Raw genomic sequence first — 21294 nt, 5'->3', positions numbered from 1 at the left:
CCCCGCATGGCCGCAGAACCAGCCCGTCGCTACCTCGGCAAGTACCGGGGCACCGTGGAGGACACCGCCGACCCGCTGGGCATCGGCCGGATCACGGCCAAGGTGCCCGACGTCCTCGGCGACGAACCCTCGACCTGGGCGCTGCCCAGCTTCCCGGTGGCCGGACCCGGCATGGGCCACTACGCCGTACCGCCGTCCGGTGCCGGGGTGTGGCTGGAGTTCGAGCAGGGCGACATCAACTTCCCCGTGTGGACAGGGTGTTGGTACGGCTCCTCCGCCGAGGTCCCGCAGGCCGCCGACGCGGGTCTCACCGGCCGCCGGAACACCGTCCTGCAGACCGGGCTCCAGTGCCGCATCGTCCTCTCCGACGACCCCGAGACCGGGCTGACGCTGAAGGCACCGAACGGCGCCTCGATCGTCGTCAACGCCTCCGGCATCCACATCGACAACGGCAACGGGGCGAAGGTCTCGCTGTCCGGCAACACCGTGACCATCAACGACGACGCCTTCAGCGTCACCTGACGGGGGAAGCCCATGTCCGGAAACGTGCTGCACGCGAACGCGACCGTCACCTGTCCGCACGGCGCGCCCGCCACCGTCCTGCCGACGCAGTCCGGCGTCATGGTCGGCGGACAGTCCGCCTCCACCACCGCCGACCTCTACACGGTCACCGGGTGCCCGTTCACCGTCGGCAACAAGCCGCAGCCGTGCACGACGATCCGCTGGCAGGGCCCCTCCACCAGGATCCGGGTGCGGGGCGTTCCCGTCCTGCTGGAGTCCTCCACCGGGACGGGGCACAGCGCGGAGCAGGCACCGCAGGGCAACTCGACGGTCTCCGTCGTGCAGCAGCGGGTGGTGGGCCGGTGACCCCCGTCCGCGCCCGGCGCACCGACCTCGCCTTCCCGTTGCGGATCGACCGCAGGGGACGCACCGCGGAGGCCGGGTACGACGACCATGTCCGCGACATGATCGAGCAACTGCTGTTCACCAGTCCGGGCGAGCGGGTGATGCGTCCCGACTTCGGGTGCGGCCTGCTCGACCTGCTCTTCGCGCCCAACAGCCCGGAGCTGGCCGCCACCCTGCACCTGTCCGTGCAGGCCGCCCTCCAGCGCTGGCTGGGCGACGTGATCACGGTGGAGTCGCTGGACGTGGTGAGCGAGGACGACGTGGTGCGGGTGCGCCTGTCCTACGCGGTCCAGCGGACCGGCACGCGCCGCGAGGACGAGTTCGAGGGGAGGGGAGCGGCGTGACACCACCCACCGGCAGCGGCAGCGCACGCGGCTGTCGTACGGAGCGGCGCAGGGCGGACGTCCGGGCGGCCCGTCTCAACGGTGTCGACGGTGTCGAGGCGGGCGACGACGGACGCACCCTCACCGTCACCTTCCTCGGCAAGGCACCGCACCGCCTCGGACCGGAGAACGTCCGCGTCGACGGCGGCCGCCGCGTCACCGGCATCCGCGCGGTCGCCGTGAGCCTGGAGACCGAGGAGGACCCGGAGCTCGACGACCGGATGCACGTCGTGCTCGACCGGACCGGCGACACCTCCACGTACCGGCTGAGCGTGGTGGAGAGCGACGCCCACGGACGGCCCGGCACGATGCCCCACCGCGGCTTCGACGTCCGCTACAGCGGCGCCGACTTCACCTTCGCGCCGTCCGGCCCCACCCCCTTCGACTGCGCGCCCCCCGGCCGACCGGAGTGCCCGCCCCCGGGCGCCGACCGTCCCGTCATCGACTACACGGCCCGCGACTACGACAGCCTGCGCCGTCTGCTGCTCGACCGGATGAGCCTCACCGTGCCGGGCCAGGTCGAGCGGCACGTTCCCGACCTGGGCGTCACCCTCGTCGAACTGCTCGCCCACACCGCCGACCGACTCGCCTACCAGCAGGACGCGGTGGCCACGGAGGCGTACCTCGACACCGCTCGGCGACGGGTGTCGGTGCGCCGCCACGTGCGGCTGGTCGACTACGCGATGCACGACGGGTGCAACGCCCGCACGTTCGTCACCCTGGAGGTCGACCGCCAGGTCGAACTACGGGCCGGCACCTACCGTTTCGCGGCCGTCGACCTCAACGGTCTCGACCCCCGGGAGCGACCCGGCCTGGGCACGGTCGTCGCCGACGACGACCTGGACGCGCTCAGGGACCGGGCCGCGCTGCTGGAGGTGTTCGAACCACTGGGCGCCCGCGACGTCACCCTGCGGCCGCAGCACAACGCGATCCGCTTCTGGAACTGGGGCGACGAGGAGTGCTCACTGCCCGCCGGAGCGACCTCGGCCACCCTGCGCGACGAGTGGACCGACGACCACGAACCTCATGACCACGACCGCCGGCCCCATGACCACGGCCACGGCCACGGTGACGACGGCCACGGCCACGGCGGCCACGACGACCAGGACGAGCGGCAGCGGCTGCTCGCCCTGGCCCCCGGCGACCTACTGCTGATCGAGGAGGTCCTCGGTCCGCGTACCGGCGCGCCCGCCGACGCGGACCCGGCGCACCGGCAGGTCGTCCGCCTGACCTCCGTCACCGCGTTCGTCGACGAGCTGTACGACCAGCCGGTCGTCGAGGTCGCGTGGGGTGCGGAGGACGCCCTGTCCTTCCCGGTGTGCCTGTCCGCGCGGGGCGGCCCCGACTGCGTGCTCGTCGACGACGTCAGCCTCGCCCGCGGCAACGTGGTGCCGGCCGACCACGGCCGCTCCCTGACGTTCTGCGGCGGCGACCCGGAACGGTTCCGGGTACCGCCCGAGCCGGTCGTCCTCCCGCCGTGCGGGCCGCCGGACTCCGGCTGCGGCGACCGGGCCGGGGGCAGCGCCACCGCCCAGGACCTGCACCGGCTGCTCGCCCTGGCCGACGCCGGGCACCAGCTGACACCCGACCGGGTCAGGGAGCTGCACACCCTGGTCGGCGAGGAGGCGGTGACCCGCGCCGGGATCGAGACGCACCTGCACCTGGCCGCCGGGTCGCAGCCCGCGGAACGGGTCACGCCACCCACCGCGGACGCGCAGGCCACGGCCCTGCGGACGCTGCTCGCCCAGGTGACGTACCCGCGGATCCCGGTCCGCTTCCGGCCCGTGCTGGGGCGGGCGCCGGTCACACAGGCCGCGCCGTACCCGGACCCGCGGCGGATCGCCGCGGCCCAGGCGGAGCTGCTGGCCGGCGTTCCGCAGCGGGTGCGGGACCGACTGGAGGAACTGGCGCGCCGGGCCCGGGAGCACCACGACCTGTCCCGCGAGGAGATCGCCGAGCTGACCGTCCTGTTCGGTGCCCGGGTCCTCGACGAGGTGCGGCTGACCGAGCGGCCCGCCCACGCGCTGCGCGAGCTGCTGTTCCGTCACACCCGGCTCCTCGCGGGCAAGCTCCGCCGGCTCGCGGTGCTCGTCGCCCGCGCCCGGTCCGGTCACGTGCTCGACGACCGGATCGTCTGGGAGGTCCGCCACGCCTGGGGCCGCGCCCACGCCGACCGTCTCGACCCGGCGCACCCCGCGCTGACCGGGCCGGCCGCCGCCCTGGCCGCGCAGGACCCCCGCGCGGCGCTGCCGGCCGTCCGCGCCACCGCGGGCGGCGAGGTGTGGACGCCCCGTCGCGACCTGCTGTTTGACGGGCGGCGCGAGAGGCACTTCGTGGGCGAGGTGGAGGACGACGGCCGGCTCGCCCTGCGTTTCGGGGACGGCCGGCACGGGGCACCGCCACCGCCCGGCGCGGACCTCGACGTCTCCTACCGGACCGGCAACGGTCCCGAGGGGAACGTCGGCGCCGAGTCCGTCAACCACCTCGTCCACTGCACGCGGCGGTGCGCGCCCCCCGACGGGGTGCTCCGGGTGCGCAACCCGCTGCCCGCCGTCGGAGGCACGGCACCCGAGACCCTGGACGAGGTACGCCGGTCCGCCCCGCTCGCACCGCGCCGGACCCGACTGCGCGCGGTGACCGCCGACGACTACGCGCAGCTCGCGACGGCCGTGCCCGGAGTCCAGCGCGCCGCCGCCGATCTGCGCTGGACCGGCAGCGTCACGGAGGTCCACGTCGCCGTCGACCCGCTCGGCGGAACCGGCGCGGCCCCGCAGCTCCTGGACGTCGTGGCGGACACCCTGGAGGGCTGCCGGCTCATCGGCCACGACGTGGTGGTCCACACCGCCCGCACGGTCCCGCTCGACATCGAGCTGACGGTGTGCGTGGCCCCCGGGCGCCCGCGCGACCCCGTGCGCACGGAACTGCGCCGGGTGTTCGGCACCACCGCCCTCGGCGACGGGCGCACCGGGCTCTTCCACCCGGACGCGCTGACGTTCGGCGACCCCGTGCGCGTCAGCCGCCTGGTGGCCGCCGCGGCCGCGGTGCCCGGCGTGCTCAGCGCCCGGGTGACCAGGCTGCGCAGGCTCTTCCGCGCCGACGACGGAGAGCTGGAGGCCGGGGTGCTGCGGCTGGGCCCCCTGGAGATCGCCCAGTGCGACAACGACCCCGACCGGCCGGAGAACGGCCGGTTCGCCCTCGTGATCGGAGGCGGCCGATGACCGGCACCTGCCACTGCGGCTGCGGAGGGGAGGAGAGCGCCACCGGCGCGGTCGGCCCGTCCGGCGCCGACGCCCCGGCCCTGCGGTCCGGCACCCACGCCGACTTCCTGTCCGCCATGCTCGCCCGCCTGTCCGGGCCCGCCTATCCGGCACTGGGCGGCCTGACGGCACGTACGCCCGACGACCCGGCCGTCGCGCTCCTCGACGCCTGGGCGGTCCTCGGCGACCTGCTGACGTTCTACTCCGAGCGGATCGCGAACGAGGGCTATCTGCGCACCGCCACCGAGGAACAGTCCCTCGCCCTGCTCGGCCGGCTCGTCGGCCACCGGGCCCGGCCCGGAGTCGCCGCCGACACCTACCTCGCCTACACCCTCGACCGCGATCCGCGCGCGGGCGAGGACCCCACGGTGACGATCGCGCGCGGCGCGCGCAGCCAGAGCGTTCCCGGGCCGGGAGAGCAGGCCCAGTCGTTCGAGACCGCCGAGGACCTGACGGCCCGCTGGTCCTGGAACGAGCTGCGGGTGCTGCGCCGCCGCCCCTACCGGATCACGGCGAGCGGCCTGACGGACCGGAACCGGCTCACCGTCGAGGGCACCGCCAACAACCTCAAGGCCGGCGACCAGCTGCTCGCGGTCTTCAGCGCGGAGAAGACCGCGGACCGCTCACAGCGCACCCTGCTGACGGTCTCCGACGTGCGCCTCGACCGCGACGGCGACGTGACGGTCGTCGGCCTGCCCGGCACCGCCCTGCCCTCCCTGGAGGACCTGACCGATCAGGCCCGGGAGTGGATCACCGACGAGGAGGGCGGCCCCGGCAGTCCCTGGCCCGCCGGGAGCCGGATCGTCGTGGACTTCGACGACCAGGTGCTCACCCCGCTCCGCGCCGACCTGGACGAGCCGACGACACCGACCGCCTTCGCCGACCGGCTGACCGGGACGGTCGCACGCGCCCGGGAGGCCGAGGACCTGGCGGGCGACCACGAGGAGGTCGCCGACTGGTTCGGCCGACTGGCGGAAGGACTCGGCCGGTTGATCGAGCAGGCCCGCGCGCTGGAGCCCCCGCAGCCGGTGCGGGACGACGACGAGGGCACCCCCGAGCCGGGCTTCCCGGCACTCGCGGCCCTCGGCGCGCTGCTGCCCGCGCTGCGCACGGCCCCCGTCCGGCCGCCGCTGAACGCCCGCCACCTGGCCCGCGACCCCGCCCAGGTCTTCGCACCCGGCGCCGACCTCGGCCCGCGGCTGCTGGCCGGACTCGATCCCCGGCTGCGCGACGGGCTCTTCGACGCCTGGCGGCGGACCGACGCCACGGCGCCACCGGCACTGCGCGAGCTGCGGGCGATGCGGGTGACCGCGACCCCGTTCGGCGCGACCGCGCCCCTGAAACCCGTCTACCAGGGCAACCAGGTGGTCCGCTACGACGACTGGCCGCTCACCGGCTCCAAGTTCATCGGCATGAAGATCGGCTACGACGAGACCGGCGCCGTGCCGAACCGCGCCGACTTCACCTACACCGAGGGCGGCGGATCGGTGCGGGCGAGCTACGCGCTGCCGTTCGACGGAACGGTCGACTTCGGCCCCGGCAGGATCAAGCTGACGACGACGGAACCGGAACCGGACCCGGGACCCGGCGTCGCGGCCGACCCCCCGGAACCCGGCGTCACGGCGGAACTCCAGGCCGAACTCCCCGTACGCACCCTGTTCGTGTCCCGGCCCGCCGGCATCGAGGACGACCGCGTCCACGTGACCGTGAGCAACGGCACGACCCTCGACCACCACCTGTCGGCGGGGGACCGGCCGCCCCCCGCCGACCACGGCGGCCTCCAGGTGAGCGTGAGCAGGACCGCCGCCGGCACGGACCCCGCCGTCGAGATCACCCTCTCCGCCCGGCTCGAACAGACCTCCCGCAACGTCATCGCGCTCGACGCCGTGTACGAGGGCATCGCCCCCGGCAGCTGGGTGGCCGTCCACCGGCCCCGCAAGGGAGCCACGGGCCAGATCCCCGGGGACCCCGGGCTGTCCCTGGTCATCACCCGGGTCACCGGCGTGCGGGTGCTGTCCCGGGCGGACTTCGGCATCACCGGCAAGGTCACCGAACTCACCCTGGAGGACCGCTGGCTGGACGAGCAGGACGTCCTGCTCTCCCACATCAGGGACACCACCGTCCACGCGCGCGGCGACGCCCTCACCGTCGCCGACGAGCCGGTCACCGACGACGTCGGCGGCAACCGGATCGAACTGGCCGAGCTGTACGACGGACTCGACCTCGGCCGCTGGATCGTGGTCACCGGCGAACGCACCGACATCCCCGCCACCCCGGGCGTACGGGGCACCGAACTGACCATGATCGCCGGGGTCGAGCAGTCCGTCGACCCCGGCCTGCCCGGCGACACCGTGCGCACCACGCTCACGCTGACCGCCGCCCTGGCCCACAGCTACCGGCGCGACACCGTGCGCGTCCTCGGCAACGTCGTGCACGCCACCCACGGCGCCACCCGCGACGAGCCCATCGGCAGCGGCGACGCCTCCCGGCCGGGCCAGACGTTCGCGCTGTGGCAGGCCCCGCTCACCTGGCTCGCGGCCGACACCCCGCTGGGCGCGAGCAGCACCTTGGAGGTACGGGTCGACGGGGTGCTCTGGCACGAGGTGGACAGCCTCGCGGGCCGCGGTCCCACCGAGCGGGTCTACGTCACCGGCACCACCGGCGACGGCCGGACCACCGTCACCTTCGGCGACGGAGCGCAGGGCGCGCGACTGCCCACCGGGCAGGAGAACGTCCGGGCGCGCTACCGGGTCGGCGTCGGCCGGGCCGCCGATGTCGCGGCCGACCGCGTCACCCAGCTCACCACCCGCCCGCTCGGCGTCACCGCGGTGACCAACCCGCTGCCCGCGACCGGCGGCGCCGACCCGGACGGGCCGGGATCGGCCCGCCGTACCATCCCCCTCGCCCTGACCGCCCTGGACCGGCTCGTCTCGGTGCCCGATCACGAGGACTTCGCCCGCTCCCGGGCCGGGATCGGCCGCGCCTCGGCCCGGCAGCTCACCGACGGCACCCGGCAGATCGTCCACGTCACGGTGGCGGGCGTCGACGACATCCCGCTCACCGAGGACTCCGACGTCGTGCGCACCCTGCACGCCTCGCTCGCCGCCCAGGGCGACCCCCGTCTCGCGATCGGCGTCGCCGTACGGGAACTGGTGCTGCTGGTCGTCGTGGCCGGCGTCAAGGTCGCCCCCGACCACCGCTGGGACCTGGTGGAGCCGCGGGTGCGCCGGGCGCTGCTGGCCCGGCTCGGCTACGCCGGACGTGAACTCGGCCAGTCCGCCCACCTGTCGGAGGTGCTGGCGGCCGCCCAGGCGGTACCCGGCGTCGACCACGTCGACGTGGACGCGTTCGCCGGGGTGCCCGGAAACATCACCCCAGCCGGCCTCGAAACGCTCGCCGGGCGGTTGGCGACACCCCAGCCCGTGGTGGAAGCACGACTCGCCCGCTACGCCGAGGAGGTGCACCGGGTGACGCGGGACGGGGAGACCCTCACCGACGTGGCCGCCCGGCACGGCATCACGGTCGCCGAACTGCTGCGCCTCAACCCCGACATCACCGACACCCGGCCGCTGCGCAGGGGCCGTTCGGTGTTCGTCTTCCGCGGTGTCCGCCCGGCGCAGCTCGCGCTGCTCTCCCCGGACGTGCCGGACACGCTGATCCTGAAGGAGGTCCGCGCATGACCAGGGAGCCGGACGGTCTGCTGGAACTGCTGCCGCAGTGGCACCGGCTGCGCGACGCCGAGGCCGGGGAGCCGCTGCGGGCCCTGCTCGCGGTGATCGCCGAACAGGTCGACCTGGTGCGCTCCGGCATCGAGCAGACCTACGACGACTGGTTCATCGAGACGTGCGCCGACTGGGCCGTGCCCTACCTCGGCGACCTCGTCGGGTACCGGACGCCCGACGGCGCGGCGCGGCCGCCCGCCGCCTCGCCCGTCCCGCGCCGGGACGTGGCCGACACCGTCGCCGCCCGCCGCCGCAAGGGCACCCTCGCCCTGCTGGAGGAACTGTCCCTGTCCGTCGCCGACTGGCCCGCGCGGGCCGTCGAGTTCTCCAGGCTGCTGTCCGCCGCCCAGCCGGTGCGCCTGTACGGGGCGGGCGAGGAGGCGGCCGACGCGCGCCGGTCGGCCCGCGGCCGTCTCGCCGACGTCCGCGACGGCGCCGCCCTCGACCTGCTCGGCGGCCCGTTCGACCCGTCCGCGCACACCGTCGACGTCCGCCGGGCCGGGTCCGCGCGCCGCCGGGGCGGGTACACGCCCGCGGGCCTCGGACTGTTCGTGTGGCGGCTGAAGCCGTACCCGGTCACCCGGGCGCCGGCCTACTGCGTGGACCGCGCCAGGAACCTGTACACCTTCTCCCTGCTCGGCAACGACACCCCGCTGGTGACCCGGCCCGAGCCGGAACCGTCGGCGTCCCACCTCGCCACCGCCGACCACGTGCCCGCCTACCTGCGCCGCCGGGCGCTCGCCGACCGGCTCACCGACCACTACGGGCCCGGGAAGTCCTTCACCATCTGGCGCGACGGGCACGAGGACCCGGTCCCGCCCGCCGACCTCGTCGTGGCGGACCTCTCCGGCTGGACCTACCGGCCCCGCCGCGGCCAGGTCGCCGTGGACCCGGTCCTCGGCAGGATCGCGTTCGGCGCCCGGTCGGCCCCGCGCCGAGGCGTCTGGGTCACCTACCACTACGCCTTCGCCGACGACACCGGAGGCGGGGAATACTTGCGCGAACGGCCCGCACCGCGCGGCGCGGCCGTCTACCGGGTCGGCCCCGGCCGGCCCCACGAACGGATCAACGACGCCTATGAGCAGTGGCGCGCGGACGGTGGCGCCGAAGCCGTCATCGAGATCACCCACAGCGGCACCTACCAGGAACAGCTCGACTTCGACCTGCGGCCCGGCGACCGCCTCGAACTGCGCGCCGCCGAGGGCACCCGGCCGGTCGTCCGCCTCCTCGACTGGTACAGCAACCGCCCCGACGCGCTCAACATCCGCGGCAACCCGGGCGACGGACCGCCGCCGCGCATGGTCCTCGACGGACTGCTGATCACCGGCCGCGGCGTCAACGTCACCGGATCCGTCGGCACGGTGGTGATCCGGCACTGCACCCTGGTGCCCGGCTGGTCCCTGGAACCCCGCTGCGAGCCGCACTCGCCGGAGGAGCCCAGCCTCGTCCTGGACCGCACCACCGCCTGTGTGCAGATCGAACGCAGCATCCTCGGCACGATCCTCGTCTCCGGGAACGAGACCGGCACCGACCCCGTGCACCTGCACCTCACCGACAGCGTCCTGGACGCCACCGGCCACCGGCGGGAGGCCCTGTCCGCGCCCGAGTGCCGGCACGCGCACGCCGTCCTGCACGCCCACCGCACCACCGTCATCGGCGAGGTCCACACGCACGCCGTGCAGATCGCCCAGGACAGCGTCTTCACCGGGCGGATGCACGTCGCCCGCCGCGGCATCGGCTGTCTGCGGTACTGCTACGTCCCGCCCGGCTCACGCACCCCGCGCCGCCACCGCTGCCAGCCGGACGACGCCCGGGCGGCCGTACGGGAGGACGGCGCCGCGGACCCCGCGGACCTGCCCGGCCTCCAGGACGCCGAGGCACACCGGGTGCGGCCGCTGTTCACGAGCGAGCGCTACGGCACCCCCGACTACGCCCGGCCGGCCGAGCACTGCGCGCCGGAGATCACCCGGGGCGCCGAGGACGGCTCCGAACTCGGCGCGTTCCACGACCTGTTCCAGCCCCAGCGGGAGGACGCCCTGCGCGCCCGGCTCGACGAGTACGTCCCGGCGGGCACCGACGCCGGGATCATCCACGTCACCTGACCACCCCGCCCCACCGCCCCGAGAAGGAACCACAGCCATGCACGCAGACTTTTCCCGTGTGACCTTCAGGCCCGGCAAGCACTACTCCGCGGTGCTGGCGCAGCAGGGCCGCGTCCAGCTGGACGCCGACGCCAACGAACAGACGGCGATCGCCCTGCACCGCGAACGCACCGCCGTCACCGACCTCGTCGGCCGGCACGGCGGTCCGGCCGCCGCGCCCGGCTTCCTCATCGGCTACAAGCCGGGCGACCGGGTGCCGGACGACCTGACCATCGGCGGCGGCCGCTACTACGTGGACGGCATCCTCCTGGACGCGACCCGCCCCGCCCCCGGCGTCCCCGCCGAGACCGACGACGGCGATCAGGACGACGGGGAGGACGCCACGGTGTGGGGCTACTGGACGCAGCCCGACGGCTACCGCGATCCCGAGCGCGCCACGGACCGGCTGCCCGACAAGTTCCCCTACCTGGTCTGCCTCAAGGTGTGGGAGCGCGCCGTCACGGCCGTTGAGGACCCCGAGATCCGCGAAGTGGCGCTCGGAGCGGCCATGCCCGACACCGCGGCCCGCCGCAAGGTCGTCTGGCAGGTGCTGCCCGTGCCCGGCGCGGAACTGGGGCTGACCGCGCGCTCCAAGGCCACGCCCGCCGACGTCCGCGAGGCGTTCGACCGGTGGGTGGCCGGGCGCGGCGCCCCCGCGGCCTGGCTGGCCGCCCGGGCCGAACGGCCCTCCCGCGCCGACGAGGAACCCTGCCCGACCCACCCCGAGGCCCGCTACCGCGGCCCGGAGAACCAGCTCTACCGCGTCGAGGTCCACCGGGGCGGCACCGCCGACCGCGCCACCTTCAAGTGGTCCCGGGAGAACGGCAGCGTCACCCTGCCCGTGGCGTCCCTGGACGGCGCCTGGGTCACCCTCGCCACCCTCGGCAGCGACGACAAGCTGGACATCGACGCGGGCGACTGGGTGGAGGTGGCCGACGCCGCCCACGAGAGCCGCGACGAGCGGGCGCCGCTGCTGCGGGTGGAGGAGGTCGACCTGCCGGGGCGGCGGGTACGGCTGTCGGCGGAACCCGCGCCGGGCACCGGCCGCCGGGCCGACCGCCACCCGTTCCTGCGGCGCTGGGACCACCGCGGCAGCACCGGCCGGGGCGCCCCGAGGCTCGTCGAGGGCGCGCTCGCCCTCAAGGACAGGGAAGGCACCTGGATCGACCTGGAGGACGGCGTCCAGGTCCTCTTCAGGGCCGGGGGCGCCTACCGGCCGGGCGACCACTGGATCGTGCCCGCGCGCACCGCCACCGGAAGCGTGGAGTGGCCCCGCGACACCGCCCGGCGGCCCCTGCTCCAGCCACCCGCCGGCATCGAGACGCACTACGCCCCGCTCGCCTGGGTGCGGGGAAAGGCGGCGGGCGGGGTCACCGACCTGCGCCAGGTGTTCGCACCCCTGGCCGTCCCGGTGGAGAGCACGACGTGAGTGCCCGGCCGACGCGGTCGGCGCGGATGCCGTGCGGGGCGCCTTCGGCGGTGGGGGCCGGCCGCCTTTCGACGGATCCGCCCCCCGACGACGCGTGGACGCGTGCCGCCGCACGGCGAGGCCTGCCGTGTCGTCTGCCGCACCGTGCGGCGTGCCGCGGTCGCGTCGGGACAGGTCCAGGTGCTCTCCCTAGCCTGCCCGGCAGCTCAGGACCGGCGAACCCGCGCCACCCGGCGCCGCGCCGAACCCGAAGCCGGTCGAGGCGCCGGCCGCGATCGTTCCGTTGTGGTCGGCGTTGCTCGCGGTCACCGCCCTGCCCACCTGGCTGTAGGAGGCGTTCCACATCGAGGAGATGGTCTGGTTGCCCGGCCACTCCCACGTGACCTGCCACGACCTGGTCGCCGAGGTGCCCGTGTTGGTGACGGTGATGTCGGCGTTGAACCCGCTGCCCCAGTCGCTGCTCACCTTGTAGGCGGCTGTGCATCCGCTGGAGCCCCCGGCACCGGTCGTCGTCGCGGTGACCGACGCCGACGCCGAAGACGTGTTGCCGGCCGCGTCGCGAGCCCGCACGGTGTAGTCGTACCGGGTCCCGGCGGTGAGGCCCGTGTCGGTGAAGGACGTGCCGGTGACCTGACCTGCCTTGACGGTGCCGCGGTAGACGTCGTAGCCGGTCACCCCGGTGTCGTCGGTGGAGGCTTTCCACGACAGGGACACACTCGACGCGGTGGTGCCGGTCACGGCCAGTCCGGTCGGTGTCGAGGGCGCGGTGGTGTCTTCACCGCCGCCCCCGCCGCCGGTGAATCCGGGGGCCTTGACCGTGGCCAGGTAGCCGTCCTTGACGGTGTCCACGGTCTGCCAGTCGTCCTTGAGGATGCCTCCCGTGTCACCCGAGTTCGGATTCCACGACCAGAAAGTCCAGTTGAAGCTGTCGGCCCCGTACGTGCTCGTGGGACGCAGGTAGTCGACGAGCGCCGCGAGCCACTTCTGGTCGACGGCCGACTGCAGGGTGGTGCCGAACTCGCCGAGCCAGACGGGAGCGATGTTCTGTTTGAAGATGTAGCCCCAGTACTTGTCCCAGATCGCCGGCATGTTCGCCGGGAACGACGGATCGCTGAACCACGGCTGCTGGGCGACGCTGGTGGCGTAGTCGTGGGCCGAGTAGACGAGGCGGTTGGCGACGTTCAGGCGCACCGGCGCGTTGGCGACCCCGGCGAGATTGCCGCCCCACCAGGTGCTCTGGCCGTTCACCGTCTGGACGCCCTCGACGAAGATCAGCAGGCTGGGGTTGACGGACAGGACCGCGTTGCCGGCCCGTTCGGCGGCGAGCCGCCAGTCGGTGCTCGTGTCGCCGCATCCCCAGCAGGCGGGGTCGTGCGGCTCGTTGTGCAGGTCGATCCCGATGACGGCGGTGTTGCCCTGGTAGCGCGTCGCCAGAGCCTTGAGGTCGGTGATCCAGGTCGTCTCCGGGACGGCGGAGGTGTACCAGAGCGCCGACTGGGCCGAGGAGTCGGGCCGATGGCGGTCGAGTACGACCTTGAGCCCGACCGAGCCCGCGTAACCGACGATCTTGTCCATCACCTGGAGGGAGTCGAGACCCTGCAGGTCGGCGTTCAGACCGCCCGCGTACGAGATGCCGGTGGGCTGGGTGCCCTTGAAGATGTCGTCGCTGTAGGGCAGGCGGATGGTGTTGTAGCCCAGGGTCTTCATCTGGTCGATCATCGATTTGTAGTCGCGCGACCAGAGGCCGTGCGCGACGTAGTTGGACGTCTCGAACCCGAACCAGTTGATGCCCGCCATGCGCACCGGCTGGTTCTGCGCGTCCAGGAGTTTGCGGCCGTCGGTGTGCCAGTATCCGGCGCCGGACGCGGCCGCCGTGGTCGACGGGGACGAGGGGGCGGCGGCCGCCTGCGCGGGCACCGCCACCGTGAAGGGAACGAGAGCCGCGAGGGCCGCGGTGAGGAACGCGACCAGGGCACGCCTGACGCGGAATGAGGGTGGGTGACGCATGGTGTGGGGGTCCTCTCCGGGTGGGAGCGCTCCCATTCGCGGGCGCGCGTCTCCGGGCGGGCAGGATGATGGGCGTCCGGCACGGCGGCTCCCGCGGACCGCCGGGAGTGTCCCGCCCCCGGCGGCCGGCTCGTCGAAGCCGGACTGCGCACATGGAAGCCACTAAGCGTGTTCGCGTCAATACTTCGCGCGGGGATCGCGTTCCTTCGAGGCTTGTCGGCCATGGGTGCGCTCCGTTTCGGCCAGGCCCGCGCCGCTCCGGTCGCGGAGGTGTCGATCCGGCGCCCGGTTTCCTCGCCGGACGCCGACAGGGGTCCCTCCGGTGCCTTCCGCGTGTCGCCACCTGGCGCGCGTCCGCGGGGGTCGCAGCGGATCCATGCGTTGAAGTCATCGGATGATGAGGTGTCAGAAACACACTCCGTGCACGGGTGTTGACATTCACAGTCCGAACGCCGCAGTTTGGGAGCGCTCCCACCGCAGTGCCCTGTCCCGCCGTCACCTCGGTGACCGGTCACCGTCCGCGCGAGGCGGCGAGAAGTCCGGACCCCCGTCCGGACGACGCCGCTGCACGCTCGTGCCCGGGTGGTCCCAGCTCCACGTTGCGCGACGCATGCGGTCGCACCACCGGCATGCCTGAACGCGACGCCCGACCGGCGGGCTTCCCTCCGGTGTGCCCGGCCGTGGCACACCGGACGGCCGCCTGCGCCCCGCACACCGTCCGTACCCGCCCGCTCTCCCCAGGAGATGGCCGATGCCTTCCCGTAGACCCGACTCCACCGTGCGCCGAAGCGGATCCAAGCGGACCGCCGCCCTGGCCGTCGGCGCCCTCCTCGGCGCCCTGTCCGTCACCGCCCTCCCGGCCACCGCGACCGCGGCCGCCAAACTCGACAACCCTTACGTCGGTGCGAAGGCCTACGTGAACCCCGACTGGTCGGCCAGGGCCGCGGCCGAGCCGGGCGGTTCGGCCGTCTCCGACCAGCCCACCTTCGTCTGGCTGGACCGGATGGCCGCGATCCAGGGCACCACCGGCGCCCGTGGTCTGAGAGCGCACCTCGACGCGGCCAAGGCGCAGGGCGCCAACCTCGTCCAGCTGGTCATCTACGACCTGCCGGGCCGGGACTGCGCGGCCCTCGCCTCCAACGGCGAACTCGGTCCCGACGACCTGGCCACCTACCAGAGCGGCTACATCGACCCGATCGCCGCGATCCTCGCCGACCCGGCCTACGCGAGCCTTCGGATCGTCAACCTCATCGAGCCCGACTCGCTTCCCAACCTCGTGACCAACGCGGGCGGCACCGCCGGCTCCACGACCCAGTGCGCCACCATGAAGGCGAACGGCAACTACGAGAAGGGCGTCGGCTACGCCCTCCACACGCTCGGCGCCCTGCCCAACACCTACAACTACATCGACGCCGGTCACCACGGCTGGCTCGGCTGGGACAGCAACCTCAACCCGTCCGCCCAGGAGTTCAAGAAGGCGGCCACCACCAACGGCGCCACCGTGAACGACGTGACGGGCTTCATCGTCAACACCGCCAATTACTCTCCCACCAAAGAGCCGTACGTGAAGATCACGGACACGGTGAACGGCCAGACGGTGCGGCAGTCGAAGTGGATCGACTGGAACCAGTACGACGACGAGAGTTCGTACGCGCAGGGCCTGCGCACCGCGCTCGTCGCGCAGGGCTTCGACTCCGGCATCGGCATGCTCATCGACACCTCGCGCAACGGCTGGGGCGGTTCGGCCCGGCCGACCGGTCCCGGCCCGACGACCAGCGTCGACGCGTACGTGGACGGCGGCCGCATCGACCGGCGCATCCACGCCGGAAACTGGTGCAACCAGAGCGGGGCGGGCCTCGGCGAGCGCCCGGCGACCGCGCCCGACACCGGGATCGACGCCTACGTGTGGGCCAAGCCGCCGGGTGAGTCGGACGGGGCCAGCCAGGCCGTCGACAACGACGAGGGCAAGGGCTTCGACCGGATGTGCGACCCCACGTACACCGGGAACGGGCGCAACGGGAACAACCTCACCGGCGCGCTGCCCAACTCCCCGCTCGCCGGGCACTGGTTCTCCGCCCAGTTCCGCCAGTTGCTCGCCAACGCCAACCCGCCGCTGAGCGGATCGGGTGGAGGCGGCGGAAGCGACACGCAGGCCCCCACCGTCCCCGGCGGCCTCACGGTCGGCTCCACCACGAGCAGCAGCGTCTCGCTGAGCTGGAGCGCGTCCACGGACAACACCGCGGTCACGGGATACGACATCTACCGCGACGGTACCAAGGTCGGCAGCGCCACCGGCACGTCCTACACCGACAGCGGGCTCACTGCCTCCACCACCTACAGCTACACCGTCAGGGCCAAGGACGCGGCCGGCAACGTCTCGGCCTCGTCCACGGCGGTGTCCGCCACCACCAAGGCGTCGAGCGGGGGAGGAGGCTCGACGGGGCTCAAGGCGCAGTACAAGAACAACGACTCCTCCACCGGTGACAACCAGGTCAGGCCCGGTCTCAAGCTGGTCAACGGCGGTTCCGCCGCGGTCGATCTGTCCAAGGTGACCGTCCGCTACTGGTTCACCGGGGAGTCCTCCTCCGCCGGCTACCAGACCTTCTGCGACTGGGCGCAGCTCGGCTGCTCCACGGTGAAGACCTCGGTCGGCGCCGTGTCCCCGAGCCGCACGGGCGCGGACCACTACCTGGAGGTGGGCTTCAACTCCGGTTCGCTGGCGGCCGGAGCGGACAGCGGTGATCTGCAGCTGCGCATGGCCAAGTCGGACTGGTCGAACTTCGACGAGTCCAACGACTACAGCCGCGGCACCAACAGCTCCTACGCGGACGCGGTGAAGGTGACCGTGTACGTGTCGGGCACCCTGGTCTGGGGCACCGAGCCGTAGAACGGACGGAGCGGACAGAGCGGGCAGGGGCCGGGGCGGCGACGCTCCGGCCCCTGCTGCCGCTCGATGCCGGGTACTCCCTCGTCACGGTCACGGGCACAATGTCACGAATCTGTTCGAAGACCGCTCCCACTCGGTGCGATCGGGCTGCAGCACCGCTCCCATGAGGCACGATCACCGGGACATTCCGAATCCCGGGGGACTTCTCATGGCTCACACAGCCCGTTCACGCCGTACCACCGCCGCACTCGCCGCCCTGTCGATCGGCCTCCTGGCCCTGACCGCATGCAACGGCGACACCGAGAACGACGTGGCCGCCCCGGGCACGCACGCGAGCCCTTCCGCCACGCGTGCGGACAAGGGCACCGACACGCCCTCGTCGGCCGCCCCGGGTGACGGTGGCGGCGGCAGCGGGAAGTCCTCCCACAGCCCCAGCACCCCGGCGTCGTCGCCGAAGCCCGGAGCCGACGACGATCAGGACGGAGGTGTCGGCATGTGCGAGACGGCCGATCTCACCTACAAGGTCACCGTCGCGTCCAGGCCCGTCAACCACGCCTTGCTGACGGCCGGCAACAAGGGCAGCGACCCCTGCCTGTTGCCGGCGAACGAGCTGGTGATCACGATTCCGGGGCTCGACGGCGCCGCCGAGCACATGGGACCCGACGGCAAGGACTGGATTCTGAAGCCCGGCGAGAGCGCGTACGCCGGGATCATGTTCTCGCGCGCCGACACCGCGGGGGGCAAGAGCGCCGACAAGGTGGAGGTGGCGCTCACCGCCTCCGAGGACCCGACGACCGTTCCGGTCGGCGATGGCCCCATCACGGTCAACGACAGCCAGGTCACCAGCTTCTTCGGCACCGCCGAGGACGCGCTGACCTACTGAGGGCTTTCAGCGGCGCCTCTCCGGGGCGAGGACGGCGGCGGTGGAACAGAGGCGGGTCGGGCTGCAGCGGTCCGCTCCCGCCGCCGGCCGAGGCACAGAACAAGCCGGCGGCATCGGGGCGGTCGGCGCCCGTCGGTCCCGGGTGGCGCCCGAACTCCGTCAGGGCGCGTATCGAGTCCCGATCGACATGGTCCCCGGGGTATTCATGGTCCCCGGGGTCCTCCTCGTTCAGTTCCGCCTCTCGAATCCCGCCAGCAGGGCGCGGGGATCGAAGGTCACCCGGATCCGGGCTATCTTCCCGTCCTCCACGTGCATCCAGTTCGCCGTCGGGGCGGGCGGCGCCACGCTCGTGCACAGGTCGAACCAGGTGATCACTTCATCGCCTTCCGCCACCCGCACCTTCACGTCGATCTTCTCCAGCACCCGACCGAGCCCCTTCAGCCCGGCGAGCGCCTCCTCCACCCCGGACGCCGTTCCCAGTGCTCCGACGAAGTCGACATTCTCGGCCAGCAGCTCCCGCAAGGTGTCGAAGTCGCCCGCCTCCCAGGCGGTGAAGTAGGTCTCGGCAAGCTCTCGCACGGTCTTCGTCGTCGTCATGCCTCCATCCTCCGGCGCTCTCATCCATCAGTCCAACATATGGATCGGATGGCATCTATCATTGCTGGATATGGAGATGCATCAGCTGCGTTACTTCGCGGCGGTCATGGACGAGGGCACCTTCACCGCCGCCGCCCATCGCCTGCACGTCAGTCAGTCCGGCATCAGCACCCAAGTGGCCAAGCTGGAGCTGGAACTGGGGCAACAGCTGTTCGACCGCTCCGGCCGTCACATCCGTCTCACCCCGGTCGGTGAGGCCGTTCTCCCCCTCGCCAAGAACGTCCTCGCCACTCTCGAGGCCATCAAGCACACCGCCGCCGAGTTCGCCGATGCCGTCCGCGGCCGGGTCCGTCTCGGCATGATCATGGGCTGCTCGATCCCGCCCTTCCTCGACACCGTCGCCGGCCTCGGCCGCACCCACCCCGGCATCGAACTCAGCCTCCACGAGGGCTACTCCGAGGACCTCCAGGCCCAGGTCCTCGCCGGCTCTCTCGACCTCGCCCTGATCGGTTACGCGGGCGACGTCGCCCCGGGTCTGGAGGTGAGCGTCGTCGTCGACGAGCCGGTCACCGCCGTCGTCCCGGCCGGACACCCCCTCGACCGTCCGGAACTGCGCCTCGGCGACCTGCGGGACGAGAAGATCCTCTGCCTCTCCCCGGGTACGGGCATCCGCGCCGCCTACGAGGACTCCTGCCGCAGGACCGGTCTCGACCCGCGCGTGGACATCGACGCCAGTTCTCCGGTCACCCTGCTCCGCCTCGCCGAGCGCGGCGCGGGCGTCGCCGTCCTCAGCGCGTCCTCCGCGCGGGGCACCGGCCTGCGGACCGTCCCGCTCACCGACGCCGCCACGCCCGCCCGGCTCGGACTCGTCACCCGCCGAGGTCAGCACTCCCCGGCCGTACAACTCCTGCTGACCAGGCTCCTCGCCGCTCTGCGGGCCGGTTAGGTGTGCATGTGCCGAACGGTGGCCGACCTGCGGGACCTCTTTCTCGCTGGATCTTGATCCAGTACGCCGGGCTGTGCGAGCGAGCGCAACTGGCGGATGCGGAGCGGGAGTTCATGGGCCCGAAGCCGCCGGTCGGCCGATGGGGGGAATTCAACGTGGTGGATGACCCTCCGCGGTCGGCGCCCCGAGGAACTCCAGCACGATCGCGTCCACGGCCGCGGCACCGGCGGTGGGCAGCACGTGGTGGCCCAGCCCCGGCAGCACTTCGACCCGGGCCCGCGGCAGCAGCCGGCGGGCCCGGTCCGCCATCGCTCCGGCGTCGTGCACCCGGCTGTCCCCGGCGAACAGCGCCAGCACCGGCATGGCGAGCGGTGTCGGGTCGAGCGTCCGCCCCACCACCGGCCGGCCCCGCCCCCGCAGGGTCGCGCCCAGCACGTACAGGCGCTTGAAGTCCTCGTCCACGCCCGTTCCCGCGGTCTCCCGGTCGAGGTACGCGCCGACCCGCCGCGCGGTGGGCCGCAGCAGCATCGGCAGCACGCGCAGCAGGTAGCCCGGCCGGTACCCGCCGAACACCTGGGTCGGGTCGAGCAGCGCGAGGCGCGGCACCCGCCGTGGGGCGTGCAGCGCGTACGCGGCGGCCACCCAGCCACCGTACGAATGCCCGCACAGGGCGGCCGCCGACAGCCCCAGCCCGTCCAGCACGGCATCCAGCCACGCCGTGAGATCCCGCGGCGTGCGCAGCGGCAGGCCCGCGCGTTCGCTGCGGCCGACGTCGCCGAGGATGTCGACCGCGTACACCCGGTGCCGGGCACCCAGCGCCGGGGCGTTGGCGAACCATGCCGTGCCGGTGGCCCCTCCGCCGTGCAGCAGCACCAGCGGCGGGCCGTCCGGCGGGCCGTAGGCGTGCACCCTGGTCGGACCGTACGGCGTGGACACCGTCAGCTCGGCGGTGCCGGCCGGCCAGCGGGCCAGCAGCGCGTCATAGGCGGCGAAGAACGTCTCGGACACATCGGCTCCTCGGGAGATCGTATGACCTATTCTCTCGCTCAGCGAGATACTAAGTGAGCGAGAGGACGGTGCGTCCATGAGCACCGAGGAGGACCGGCGGGACCCCCGCCTGCGACTGGTCCATCAACTGCGCGCGGCGACCGTGGAGTTCGACCTGCTCGCCGCGGAGTTCGCCGCCCGTCACGGACTGCACCCCACCGATCTGCGGGCCCTGATCGCCCTGCTCGACGCCGCCCGGGCCGAGCGCCCCGTGACCCCCGGCCGGCTCGGCGAGCAGCTCCGCCTCAACTCCGCCGGCACCACCACCCTCATCGACCGGCTGGAGCGGCTCGGCCTGGTCCGCCGTGAACGCGACACCGCCGACCGTCGGCGGGTCCTGCTCACCGTCGAACCGCGGGCGGTCGACCTCGGCTGGTCGTTCTTCGGCCCCGCCATCGGTACGCTGCTCGGCGCGATGGACGCCTTCACCCCGGCCGAACTCGATACCGCCGGGCGCTTCCTCGCCGCGATGACCACCGCCACCGCCGCTGCCCGCGCGAACGCCGCCCACCATCCCTGATCCCTGACCCGTGGCCGAGCGCGGCCGGGGGGCGGCTCCGGGGTGCGGCGCGGTCGTGCCGCGGGGGAGTGGGGGCGGCTCGCCGCGTGGTCCGATCGCTACGGGCGCGACGCCGGGGCGTTCGCCGCCTCGACGGCTTCGACCAGCGAGGCCAGTTCCGGGTTCTTCGCCGCTTCGTCGAGCGCCTCGCGCAGGGCCGCGTCGTTGGTCGGCCGGGCCTCGTCGAGGAGTGCCAGGCCGGCCGGGGTGACGTCGGTGTAGATGCCGCGGCGGTCGGTGGGGCACAGGTACCGGGACAGCAGGCCCCGGTCCTCCAGGCGGGAGACCAGGCGGGTGGTGGCGCTCTGGCTGAGCACGACCGCGTCGGCGACCTGCTTCATCTGCAGGTGCCCGCCCTCGCCTTCGTGCTGACGGCTGAGGACGTCGAGGAGCGAGTACTCGCGGACGCTCAGGTCGTGCCCGGACTGGAGGGCGCGCTCGATGCGCGTCTCGATCTTGCCGTGCAGGAGGGAGAGCGCCCCCCATCCGCTGGCGAGGGCGGTGAGCGCGGGGTCTGTGGCGGTCATGGT

At 73.4% G+C, this 21294-nt stretch carries 15 protein-coding genes; 11 read left to right on the top strand and 4 right to left on the bottom strand.

The window, feature by feature from the left end; all coding sequences use genetic code 11:
* Window positions 1–6: 6 nt before the first annotated feature.
* The 7 genes from ACICHK_RS01030 to ACICHK_RS01000 are packed head-to-tail and all read left to right on the top strand — an operon-like array spanning window position 7 to window position 11838.
* Complete coding sequence (locus tag ACICHK_RS01030) at window positions 7–522, top strand: phage baseplate assembly protein V (RefSeq protein WP_151467583.1); 516 nt, start codon at window positions 7–9, stop codon at window positions 520–522.
* A 12-nt stretch (window positions 523–534) separates the two neighbouring features.
* A complete protein-coding gene (locus tag ACICHK_RS01025; protein ID WP_151467581.1) occupies window positions 535–867 on the top strand; it encodes a hypothetical protein in 333 nt (110 codons plus the stop codon).
* Entirely contained in the window at window positions 864–1250 is a 387-nt protein-coding gene (locus tag ACICHK_RS01020) for a GPW/gp25 family protein (protein WP_225860336.1), read from the top strand. Before ACICHK_RS01025 ends, ACICHK_RS01020 begins: the two co-directional genes overlap by 4 nt.
* On the top strand, window positions 1247–4507 hold the full coding sequence (locus ACICHK_RS01015; RefSeq protein WP_406835053.1) for a putative baseplate assembly protein: 3261 nt from the start codon (window positions 1247–1249) through the stop codon (window positions 4505–4507). Before ACICHK_RS01020 ends, ACICHK_RS01015 begins: the two co-directional genes overlap by 4 nt.
* A complete protein-coding gene (locus ACICHK_RS01010; protein ID WP_406835052.1) occupies window positions 4504–8226 on the top strand; it encodes a putative baseplate assembly protein in 3723 nt (1240 codons plus the stop codon). The genes ACICHK_RS01015 and ACICHK_RS01010 overlap by 4 nt, the downstream gene beginning before the upstream one ends.
* Window positions 8223–10370, top strand: a complete 2148-nt coding sequence (locus tag ACICHK_RS01005) for a hypothetical protein (RefSeq protein ID WP_406835051.1) — start codon at window positions 8223–8225, stop codon at window positions 10368–10370. Before ACICHK_RS01010 ends, ACICHK_RS01005 begins: the two co-directional genes overlap by 4 nt.
* Before the next feature lie 37 nt (window positions 10371–10407).
* The gene (locus tag ACICHK_RS01000) at window positions 10408–11838 is read left to right on the top strand and encodes a DUF6519 domain-containing protein (RefSeq protein ID WP_406835049.1); all 1431 of its coding nucleotides are present in this window, start codon (window positions 10408–10410) and stop codon (window positions 11836–11838) included.
* A 189-nt stretch (window positions 11839–12027) separates the two neighbouring features.
* Here the strand turns inward: ACICHK_RS01000 and ACICHK_RS00995 are convergent, their stop codons facing one another.
* Window positions 12028–13845, bottom strand: a complete 1818-nt coding sequence (locus tag ACICHK_RS00995; protein WP_406835048.1) for a cellulase family glycosylhydrolase — start codon at window positions 13843–13845, stop codon at window positions 12028–12030.
* 751 nt (window positions 13846–14596) lie between these two features.
* Here ACICHK_RS00995 and ACICHK_RS00990 point away from each other — a divergent pair.
* Both ACICHK_RS00990 and ACICHK_RS00985 read left to right on the top strand, forming a co-directional pair.
* Entirely contained in the window at window positions 14597–16732 is a 2136-nt protein-coding gene (locus ACICHK_RS00990) for a glycoside hydrolase family 6 protein (protein WP_406835046.1), read from the top strand.
* A 208-nt stretch (window positions 16733–16940) separates the two neighbouring features.
* Complete coding sequence (locus ACICHK_RS00985; RefSeq protein WP_406835045.1) at window positions 16941–17615, top strand: DUF4232 domain-containing protein; 675 nt, start codon at window positions 16941–16943, stop codon at window positions 17613–17615.
* A 228-nt stretch (window positions 17616–17843) separates the two neighbouring features.
* Here ACICHK_RS00985 and ACICHK_RS00980 read toward each other — a convergent pair whose 3' ends face one another.
* Window positions 17844–18212 (bottom strand): nuclear transport factor 2 family protein, encoded by a 369-nt coding sequence (locus ACICHK_RS00980; RefSeq protein WP_406835044.1) that lies wholly within the window; start codon window positions 18210–18212, stop codon window positions 17844–17846.
* 70 nt (window positions 18213–18282) lie between these two features.
* On the opposite strand from ACICHK_RS00980, the gene ACICHK_RS00975 reads away from it, so the two are divergent.
* Window positions 18283–19158: a LysR family transcriptional regulator gene (locus ACICHK_RS00975; RefSeq protein ID WP_406835042.1), complete on the top strand. Its 876-nt coding sequence runs from the start codon at window positions 18283–18285 to the stop codon at window positions 19156–19158.
* A 150-nt stretch (window positions 19159–19308) separates the two neighbouring features.
* Here the strand turns inward: ACICHK_RS00975 and ACICHK_RS00970 are convergent, their stop codons facing one another.
* Window positions 19309–20166: an alpha/beta fold hydrolase gene (locus ACICHK_RS00970; RefSeq protein ID WP_406835040.1), complete on the bottom strand. Its 858-nt coding sequence runs from the start codon at window positions 20164–20166 to the stop codon at window positions 19309–19311.
* Window positions 20167–20242: 76 nt separating this feature from the next.
* Here ACICHK_RS00970 and ACICHK_RS00965 point away from each other — a divergent pair, with 76 nt between their 5' ends.
* Window positions 20243–20725, top strand: coding sequence for a MarR family winged helix-turn-helix transcriptional regulator (locus ACICHK_RS00965; protein ID WP_406835038.1), 483 nt, complete (start codon window positions 20243–20245; stop codon window positions 20723–20725).
* Between the two features lie 98 nt (window positions 20726–20823).
* Here ACICHK_RS00965 and ACICHK_RS00960 read toward each other — a convergent pair whose 3' ends face one another.
* The gene (locus tag ACICHK_RS00960) at window positions 20824–21291 is read right to left on the bottom strand and encodes a MarR family winged helix-turn-helix transcriptional regulator (protein ID WP_406835036.1); all 468 of its coding nucleotides are present in this window, start codon (window positions 21289–21291) and stop codon (window positions 20824–20826) included.
* Window positions 21292–21294 lie beyond the last annotated feature (3 nt).

Origin of the sequence: Streptomyces sp. AHU1 (assembly GCF_045343905.1) — a bacterium.
GTDB classification, from domain to species: Bacteria; Actinomycetota; Actinomycetes; order Streptomycetales; family Streptomycetaceae; genus Streptomyces; species Streptomyces triticiradicis.
The sequence above is the reverse complement of the archived record's forward strand: the minus strand, read 5'-3'. Positions and strand labels throughout refer to the sequence as shown.